The sequence below is a fragment of the Intrasporangium sp. genome (assembly GCF_036566125.1).
Taxonomy (GTDB): Bacteria; Actinomycetota; Actinomycetes; order Actinomycetales; family Dermatophilaceae; genus Intrasporangium.
In genome coordinates this window covers 1-8,373 of sequence record NZ_DATCWX010000062.1, presented here as the reverse complement: position 1 = coordinate 8,373, position 8,373 = coordinate 1, and the positions used below count along the sequence as shown (strand labels likewise).

Here is an 8,373-nt window from a genome sequence, read left to right as displayed (position 1 = left end):
GCACCGGCTGGAGCCCGCCGCGTCCTCGAGCCGGTGCCGCTTGGCCGCGATGAGGGCGAACTCCACGGCGACGAAGAACGCGCTGAGCGCGATGATGACGATGGTCGCGATGATGATGACCCACGTGTTCATCGTGTCGCCTCATCCTTCGTGTCATCAGTCGCCTCGGTCGTCGCCTCGGTCGTCTCAACCAGGCGGACCCGCACGAGCGAGGGCACCCGCCTCGCCACCTCGACCACCTCGACCCGGAGGAGCCAGGCACCCGGCGCATCGTCCGTCCCGAGGTCACCTGGGTCCGGGTCGAGGTCGACGTCGACGACGGTGCCGACCTGCGGCAGGGTCCCCAGCTGGCTGAGCACCAGGCCGGCGATGGTCTCGTAGTGCCCTTGGGGCAGGTCGCGACCGACGGCACGCTCGACCTCGTCGATGTGGGTGTCGCCGGACATGACCCATGTGCCGTCGTCGTCGAGGACCGGTGCATCCGGCTCGAACGGATCATGCTCGTCGGTGATCTCGCCGACGAGCTCCTCGGCGAGGTCCTCGACCGTGACGATGCCGGCCAAACCGCCGTACTCGTCGACGACACACGCGAGCTTGTCAGCATTCGCCGACAGCTCCCGCAGCACGTCGGGCAGCGGCATCACGGTGGGGACGACCGTGACGCCGCGCGCCATGGTGCCGACGGTCATCTGGTCGGGCTCTCGGGTGGCGAGCACGTCCTCCAGGTGGACGACGCCGACGACGTCACCGGCGGCGTCGAGCACCGGGTACCGGCTGTGGCCTGAGGCCATCCGCTCCCGCACCTCGCCGAGCAGGTCGGTCTCACGGACCACGTCGACCCTCGGGCGGGGGATCATCGCGTGCTCGGCGTCCTGGGCAGGGAAGTCGAGGATCCGGTCGAGCAGGACGGACAGGTCGTCCGGCAGCTCGCCGCTCTCGCGTGACTCCGCGACGATGTGCTCAAGGTCGCGCCGCGTAGCGGAGTGCTCGACGTCATGCACCGGCTCGATACCCAGCGCCCGCAGCAGGAGGTTCGACGCCTGGTCGAACACCCACACGAGCCAGCCGAAAACTTTGAGGTAGACCAAGGTCGACCGCGACAGCGCCTTGGCGACCGGTTCGGGCCGTGCGATGGCGAGGTTCTTGGGGACGAGCTCGCCGAAGAGCATCTGGACGATGGTGGAGACGAGGAGCGCGAGGACGGTCCCGACCGCGATGCCGACGCCGCTCGGGACGCTCGCCCATCCGAGCATCTCCGCGAGGGCCGTGCCGATGAGCGGCTCCGCAACGTAGCCGACGAGCAGCCCCGTCACCGTGATGCCCAGCTGCGCGCCGGACAGCATGAACGACGTGCGCCTCGTGACCTTCAGGGCGCGCCCGGCAGCGGGGTCACCCGAGGCGGACAGGGCCCCGAGCCGGGAGCGGTCCACGGCCATGTAGGCGAACTCCTGGGCGACGAAGTAGCCCGTGACGGCGGTGATGGCAACGACCACCACGAGGCCCAGCAGGACCGAGAGCACGGCGGCCACGGCAGTACTCCCCTCACACGTTCACACGATGCCCGGCGTCCCCGATCTTCTCATTGACGGCCGGCCACCCACGTAGTGAGCCAGTCCGTGGGCGCGAGCCAAGCGGCATACGGATGCCGTATGCCGCTGAGCCGGCTCCCGGGGAAAGGCTCCGTCCCCACGTGGTGGGCTCTCCGACCCCGCCGTGCGGTTCAGTTCTGGATGGCGGCAAACGCGAGGCAGGCGAGGAGCAGAAGCGCGCTCGTGGCCAACGCGATCCGGGTCAGATAGACGTGGCGCACGGCTGCTCCTAGCACGTGCACCAGGGCGGCGACCACCGCGACCGCTGCGAGCACGGTGTGCAGGACCTGCCACAGCTCGTAGGACAGTCGGAGCCGACGACGCCAGACCGAACTTGCCACCAGGACCACCGACGCCGCCGCTGCCGCCGCCCCGACAAACACCTTGGTGGGCGTGTTGCTCGGCGTGAATAGGTTGGCTGGCTCCAGTCGGCAGAGAGTGCCACGTGGATGAGGACGAAGAGCAGGCCCACGTTCCCGATCTGCCGGTGGATATCGATGACCGCGTCCGTGCCGAACGGCTCCGCGACCGTCTTGACGCGAGCCACCAGTGCGAACTCGATGCCCATCAGGGCCAGGCCGACGAAGCCGAGAGCGACCGAGAAGTCGGTCCAGAAACCCTGCCCCGGTCGGCTCGTGCTCATGAGTGCCAGGACCAACGGCGCCATACAGATCCCGACGAAGACTCCGAGCCAGGCGATACCGCGCAGGACTGCCCTCATGGCGCCATCACTTCAGGACCAGCGCCATGAGCATGATTACTCCCGGTCGCCTTGTCTCACATCGGCCGTCGTCTGAAGCTGAGGATGTGGACGTCGACAGCCTATGCCAGATCGGGGTTGGGCGTTCGGTGCCTGTCTCTGCTGGTTCAGGTGGTGACGCGGTCGATGAGGCTGACCAGCTCGGCCACGTCACGGTCACCGTCGAGCGAATCCGTCAGGGCGACAGCCTGCTCCTGCAGGTCGCCTGGTCCGGTCCAGTGGGACCAGGGACCGTCGGTGAGCCGGTCGGTCAGCATGGCGATGACCAGGTTCTGGCGAAGGCGCGGAGAGGCTTGCTCGATGGTGGGGGCGCACTCGGAGTCCCTCAGCTGCCGAGTGCGCTCGACCGGCTCGCCGTTGGCGTCGAGGTAGCGGACCGTGGCCCTGACGAACGAGGCATCGCTCGTGCCCTCGCGCAGTTCGACGTCGTACAGCGCGGTTGTGGCGTGGCCGGCGAAGACCTCACCACCATCGACCGCGTCGTTGCGGAAGTCCCGGTCCGCCACGTCGCGGTTCTCGTAGCCCAGCAGCCGGTATCCCGACACCTGGTCCGCATCGAACTCGACCTGCGCCTTGGCGTCCCGCGCAGCCACGACGAGCGAGCCGGTGAGTCCAGTGGCGAACACTCGCTCGGCCTCGGCGGACGTGTCCACGTACACATGCCAGCCGTCGCCCCGGTCTGCGAGCTGCTCGAGCAGGTGGTCGTTGTAGTTGTCGATGCCGACCCCGACCGAGATCAGGCTCGTCCCTGCACGCGCCTGGGTGCTGATCCGCTCGAGGATCCCGCCGGGGCTGGTGTCGCCGACGTTGGCGACGCCGTCGCTGACGAGCACGACGCGCGTCATCCGGCCCTCCGTGTGCATGGACTGTGCCAGGTCGTAGCCGAGGGTGAGGCCGGCCTCCGCGTTGGTGGACGCCTGTGGGTGCAGGGAGTCGATCGCCTCGTCGAGCGCCTGGCGGTCCGAGGCGGCGGTGGGTTCGAGGGCCACCTCCGCTTCGGTCGAGTAGCACACCATGGCGACCCGGTCCGTCGTCCGCAGCGACGCGGCAAGGGTCCGCAGGGCGATCTTGGTCGTCTCCATCTTGCCCGCCTCGTTCATCGACCCTGAACAGTCCACGACGAGGACGAGGTCCGCGTCGGGACGTGATTCGTCGTCGGCGTCCGCGCTCCTGATGCCGACCCGGACCAGACGGTGGCCGTCACGGAAAGGCAGGGCGGCCGCGTCGATGCTCACGTCGAGCCCCTCGCGCGGGGCCTCGTAGCCCTGCTCGAAGTAGTTGACGAACTCTTCGGTGCGGACCTCGCTGGGGGCGATCCGGCGACCCTGGTTCACCGCGTCCCGGAAGCGGGTGTAGGAGCCGGTGTCGATGTCGAGCGCGAACGTCGACAGTGGGTCCTGGTCCGGGTCGCTCATGGCGAAGTCGCCCGTCGTCGTCATATCCGTGGGGCGGTGTCGCTGGTCGGGGGCTGGCTGGCCCGACACGCTGCCGCCGTGGTCGACTGCACCGCCGGCGCCACAGGCCGTCACTGCCACGGCGATCACCACCGCGGTGGCGGCATGCGACACAAGCCTGCGGTGGTTCGGTGCTCCCATGATGATCCCCTCGCGTCGTTTCCCCGACGTCTGATGGACCGACCGTAGAAGCGGATCGTTGCGTGAGACGGCGACGGTTATCGGGATGTGACCGGACCGATGACCCGTCGTGTCCGCTGAGATCCCCGCGTGACCGAGCGGTGGCTCCCGCGTGACAATGAGGGTCGGATTGACGATGCCGGCGAGGGGGGTTGAGATGGCCGCGGCGATCTGCGTGTTTGCGGTGCTGGTCATCCTGTTCGTCAGCCTGTCGGCACGGTTCGGCCGGGCCTATCTGACCGGTCCGATGGTCTTCCTCGTCGCGGGAGGCGGCCTCGCCGTCATGTCCGTGGTCGAGCCCGAGGGCGAGGGCGCCGCGATCCGGACGCTTGCCGAGGTCACGCTGGTGCTGGTGCTGTTCCACGACGCAGCGGAGCTCCAGCCGCGGGAGCTGCGGTCGGACTCGGGTTTCACCGTGCGGCTGCTGCTCGTCGGTCTGCCGCTGACCATCGGCGCGGGATATCTGCTGGCACGTGCCTTGTTCCCAGCGATCGGGGTATGGCTGGCTCTGCTGTTGGCGGCGGCCTTGGCGCCGACCGACGCCGGTCTCGGCGGTGCCACGGTGCTCAACCCCGTGGTACCGGCACGGGTGCGTCGCATCCTCAATGTTGAGAGTGGCCTCAACGACGGCTTGGCAACTCCCGTGGTCTTTTTCGCGGCGGCCGCGACCGCGGGGTTTACCGACGGTTCGACTGAGCATGGTCTCGTCGAGGCCGTGCTGGACGTTGCCGTCGGCGCCTTCGTCGGCGGCTCGGCCGGATACCTCGCCGGCCGCCTCGTCCAACACGCCCGACGCCACGAATGGGCGGAGCGTGCCGTGCTGCCCCTTGCGGCGGTCGCCGTTCCGATCCTGTGCTACTACGGAGCCCACGTGCTGGGCGGCAACGGTTTCATCGCTGCGTTCGTGGCGGGAACGGCATTCGCGGCGAGCCAGACAAGCGTCGCAGACGTACACGACACGGTCGCATACACCGGCCTGACGTCGACGTTCTTGGGCTTCGGCGTCTGGATGGTCTTCGGCGCCGTCGCGGCGGGATCCCTTGCGGCACTGGTCACGTGGCAGAACATCGCCTATGCGCTGGTGTCCTTGACCGCGCTGCGAATGGTCCCCGTGGCGCTCTCCCTTCTCGGGTCTGGGCTACGGCCGCAGACCATCGTGTTCGTCGGCTGGTTCGGCCCGCGTGGGCTCGCGTCGATCATCTTCGCGCTCATCGCGTACGAGTCGCTCGAAGCGGAGCCGGCGGTCGCCACGGTGGTGGGTGTCATCGCGACCACGGTCGTCATCAGCGTCCTCGCTCACGGCCTCACCGCCTCGCCCTGGGCGCAGCGCTACGGGTCGTGGGTGGGGAGAACGCGTCCGACGGTCGAGCTGGCCGAGGCCGTCGAGCCGGTGCGACACCACAGGCACGTCGCGCCGCCCGGCGAACGCACCCAAGCCGGCTGACGGCTCATGGTTCCCACCTTGCCTCGGACGCCGTCGCCGCGCCTCCCCTCGAGCCGGTTGTCGCACCCGAGCCGGTGATCTCCCCGGCCTCCCGAACGGTCCGGAAGTCGAACCACACCGCGTTGACGATCGCGCTCCACACGACGAGCTGCCCGAACAGCAACAGCCAGACGAGCATGACCGCGGCGATGCCGAGTGAGCCGTAGAGCGCGGACGAGTGCTCGAACCGTGCCGGCAGGTAGACCCTGCTGACCAGATGCATGAGCGCGAGGCCGACCCCGAAGAGCAGCGCGCCGGGAACGAGGTCGGTCCAGTGGGACCGTCGGTCGGGCAGCTGCCACATGACGGCCAGCCAGCAGGCGGCGGCAAGAGCGGACTGCCCGATGACCGTCAGCAGCAGGCCCCCCGGAAAGAGGCCGTCGAGGCGGGCGACCACCCGCGAGCTGAACGCGAGGAGTACCACGAGCGCGATGAAGAAGAGGACAGAGATGATGAGCTGCCTCGTGTGGGGCTTGACGAACGTCGTCGCCCACAGGTGGGCATTGACGAGGGCAAGTGCGCGCCGCAACAGCATCGTGGTCCACAGCACACCGAAGAGGCTGATGACGGCCAGGATCCACCACGACTGACGGCCCTGCGACAGCGCCTGCAGCACCTCGGCCCGGGCCGCGCCGGAGATGCCGGTGGCGTCGGTGGCCGCCGCATCGAGGCCGGACCGTCCGAGGCCCGAGAGCAGCGACACGCTGAGCAGGACGACGGGCAGCACCCAGAAGAACAGGCGAAACGCGATGGCGCTCGCGAGTAGCATCCCCTGCCGGGCGGCGTACGTGGCCAGGCAGGTCAGCGGAATGCCGTAGAGCGGCTGGCGCTGGGCCAGCTCCTCATAACGTCGGCGGGCGGCCTCGGCGCGCGCACGGAACTGGTCGATGCGTCCCCCGGACGCCCCGGCCGGCGTGCCGCCCGGCGGCTCGACGGCTGTGCCCATGACTGAGGATTGCACGGATGCGTGGGGGAGGGGAGGCGAACTTCTCTGACGACCTGAACCCCGCCCGAGCGGGAGGCCCCCCTCCTCGGCAAGCGAGCTCAGCGGCATACGGCATTGGTCGTATGCCGCTGAGCTCCACCCGCACCCGCGTGCCCTCCCAGCCCTCCCGGCCTGTCGGTTCGTTGTTTTCGGTGTGGAACGGTCCAGCGGCCGTAAGGTGAGGCTTGGTTGGACCACGTCGTCCGGGAGGTCAAAGTGGTACGTGAGGCCGCGGGCTCGACCACGGAAGGCAGGTCGGGTTCAGCCCCTGCCGTCAGCGCGGAGGAGGCGGCCGTCGGGCGGGCGCGCGGCCTGAACCGCGTCGACCTGACTCTGCCCGGGTGCTGGGGTGCCGTCATCTTCGCGGCAGTGTCGTTCACGCCGTCCCTGCTCCCTCGCGGCGGGCTCCTGCAAGGCATCGTGTGCGGCATCACCGCGGCCATCGGCTACGGTCTCGGCGTTCTCGCGGCGTGGATCTGGCGGGCCTTCGCCGATCGCGGGGTTCGCGCGACGCGCCCTGGTTCATGGCGGGCCTTCGCGGTCTCGGCGGGCGTGCTGCTCGCGGTCTCGTTCGGGTTCGGGCAGTACTGGCAGTACGAGATCCGCCGCCTCATGGAGATCGACGAGTACAACATCGCCCTCGTCGTCGCGTCGCCGTTCGTCGCGGTGCTGCTGTTCGCCCTGCTGCTCCTGGCCGGACGCGGTGTCCGCCGGCTCTACCGCTGGCTCGCTCGTGCCCTGCGCCGGTGGATCGGTCCGAGGGCCGCGGCAGCGGTCGGCTGGGCATTGGCTGCCGCGACGGTCTGGCTGCTGGTGAGCGGCGTGCTGCTCCAAGGGCTGTCGACCGCCGCCGACGAGGCGTTCGCGGTGCGCGACACGATCACCGAGGAAGGAGTCACGCAGCCGACGACGGGGCTGCGGTCCGGTGGCCCGGGCTCCATCGTGCCGTGGGACACGTTGGGTCGCGAGGGGCGCACCTTCGCCGCTTCCGGCCCCTCGGCCGATGACATCGAGCGTGTCGTGCACCAGGCGGCCCAGGAGCCGATCCGCGCGTACGCGGGCCTCGATTCGGCTGATGACGCCGAGACCCGGGCCCGGCTGGCCGTCGACGACCTCGCTCGGGCCGGCGGTTTCGACCGGGCCGACCTGCTCGTCATCACGACGACGGGCAGTGGCTGGGTCGACCCTGCACTGATCGACAGCTTCGAGTACCTCAGCGGCGACTCGGCCGCCGTGGCCATGCAGTACTCCCACCTGCCTTCGTGGATCTCCTACCTCGTCGACCAGTCCAAGGCACGCGAGGCGGGCCGGGCGCTGTTCGACGCCGTGTACGAGCGCTGGATCGGACTACCGGCCGACCACCGGCCAAGGTTGTTCGTCGCGGGGGAGAGCCTGGGCTCCTTCGGCGGGGAGACGGCCTTCAGCGGCGAGTTCGACCTGCGCAACCGCACCGCGGGCACCCTGTTCGTCGGGCCGCCGAACTTCAACACCCTCTTCCGCGAGTTCAGCGACCACCGCGACAGTGGCAGCCCGGAGATCCAGCCGGTCTACAAGGACGGCCGGACGGTCCGCTTCGCGAGCGACGCGAGTGCGGACATCCCGCCCGACGCCAAGCCATGGGAGGGCAACCGGGTGCTCTACCTCATGCATGCGTCGGACCCGATCGTCTGGTGGAGCCCGAACCTCATCTTCAGCGAGCCCGACTGGATCAGGGAGGCACACGGGGACGACGTGCTCGACATGATCTGGATCCCGTTCGTGACCTTCTGGCAGATCACCGCTGACCTCCCGTTCTCCACGGGAGTCCCGGGCGGCTTCGGTCACAAGTACACGGAGGAGCAGGTCGACGCCTGGTATGCAGTCATGCGGCCTGAGGGAGTCACCCCCGACGTCCTCACCGCGCTCCGCGACACGATCGGCAA

7 protein-coding genes and 1 pseudogene are annotated in these 8,373 nt (G+C 69.2%); 3 read left to right on the top strand and 5 right to left on the bottom strand.

Annotated features, from left to right (window positions below; all coding sequences use genetic code 11):
- The 3 genes and pseudogenes from VIR15_RS03730 to VIR15_RS03720 form a co-directional block, all read right to left on the bottom strand.
- Window positions 1-132, bottom strand: a pseudogene (locus VIR15_RS03730) (CNNM domain-containing protein); the annotation flags it as partial.
- A complete protein-coding gene (locus tag VIR15_RS03725) occupies window positions 129-1,529 on the bottom strand; it encodes a hemolysin family protein (RefSeq protein WP_331926127.1) in 1,401 nt (466 codons plus the stop codon). The gene VIR15_RS03725 and the pseudogene VIR15_RS03730, both read right to left, overlap by 4 nt.
- Before the next feature lie 191 nt (window positions 1,530-1,720).
- Window positions 1,721-2,017, bottom strand: coding sequence for a ferric reductase-like transmembrane domain-containing protein (locus tag VIR15_RS03720; RefSeq protein ID WP_331926128.1), 297 nt, complete (start codon window positions 2,015-2,017; stop codon window positions 1,721-1,723).
- 17 nt (window positions 2,018-2,034) lie between these two features.
- Between VIR15_RS03720 and VIR15_RS03715 the strand changes: the two genes are divergently transcribed.
- Window positions 2,035-2,340 (top strand): hypothetical protein, encoded by a 306-nt coding sequence (locus VIR15_RS03715; protein ID WP_331926126.1) that lies wholly within the window; start codon window positions 2,035-2,037, stop codon window positions 2,338-2,340.
- A gap of 116 nt (window positions 2,341-2,456) precedes the next feature.
- Here VIR15_RS03715 and VIR15_RS03710 read toward each other — a convergent pair whose 3' ends face one another.
- Window positions 2,457-3,944 carry a vWA domain-containing protein gene (locus VIR15_RS03710; RefSeq protein ID WP_331926125.1) on the bottom strand — a complete coding sequence of 496 codons (1,488 nt, stop codon included), beginning with the start codon at window positions 3,942-3,944 and terminating at the stop codon, window positions 2,457-2,459.
- Between the two features lie 196 nt (window positions 3,945-4,140).
- Between VIR15_RS03710 and VIR15_RS03705 the strand changes: the two genes are divergently transcribed.
- Window positions 4,141-5,427, top strand: a complete 1,287-nt coding sequence (locus VIR15_RS03705; protein ID WP_331926124.1) for a cation:proton antiporter — start codon at window positions 4,141-4,143, stop codon at window positions 5,425-5,427.
- 4 nt (window positions 5,428-5,431) lie between these two features.
- Here VIR15_RS03705 and VIR15_RS03700 read toward each other — a convergent pair whose 3' ends face one another.
- Window positions 5,432-6,412: a YhjD/YihY/BrkB family envelope integrity protein gene (locus tag VIR15_RS03700; RefSeq protein ID WP_331926123.1), complete on the bottom strand. Its 981-nt coding sequence runs from the start codon at window positions 6,410-6,412 to the stop codon at window positions 5,432-5,434.
- A 228-nt stretch (window positions 6,413-6,640) separates the two neighbouring features.
- On the opposite strand from VIR15_RS03700, the gene VIR15_RS03695 reads away from it, so the two are divergent.
- The coding region (locus VIR15_RS03695; RefSeq protein WP_331926122.1) for an alpha/beta hydrolase at window positions 6,641-8,373 on the top strand (1,733 nt) is incomplete at its 3' end.

What these genes read in the sequence shown, in the direction of transcription:
- VIR15_RS03710 (WP_331926125.1), bottom strand. Translation starts at nt 3,944, where the DNA reads ATGGGAGCACCGAACCACCGCAGGCTTGTGTCGCATGCCGCCACCGCG.
- VIR15_RS03705 (WP_331926124.1), top strand. Translation starts at nt 4,141, where the DNA reads ATGGCCGCGGCGATCTGCGTGTTTGCGGTGCTGGTCATCCTGTTCGTC.
- VIR15_RS03700 (WP_331926123.1), bottom strand. Translation starts at nt 6,412, where the DNA reads ATGGGCACAGCCGTCGAGCCGCCGGGCGGCACGCCGGCCGGGGCGTCC.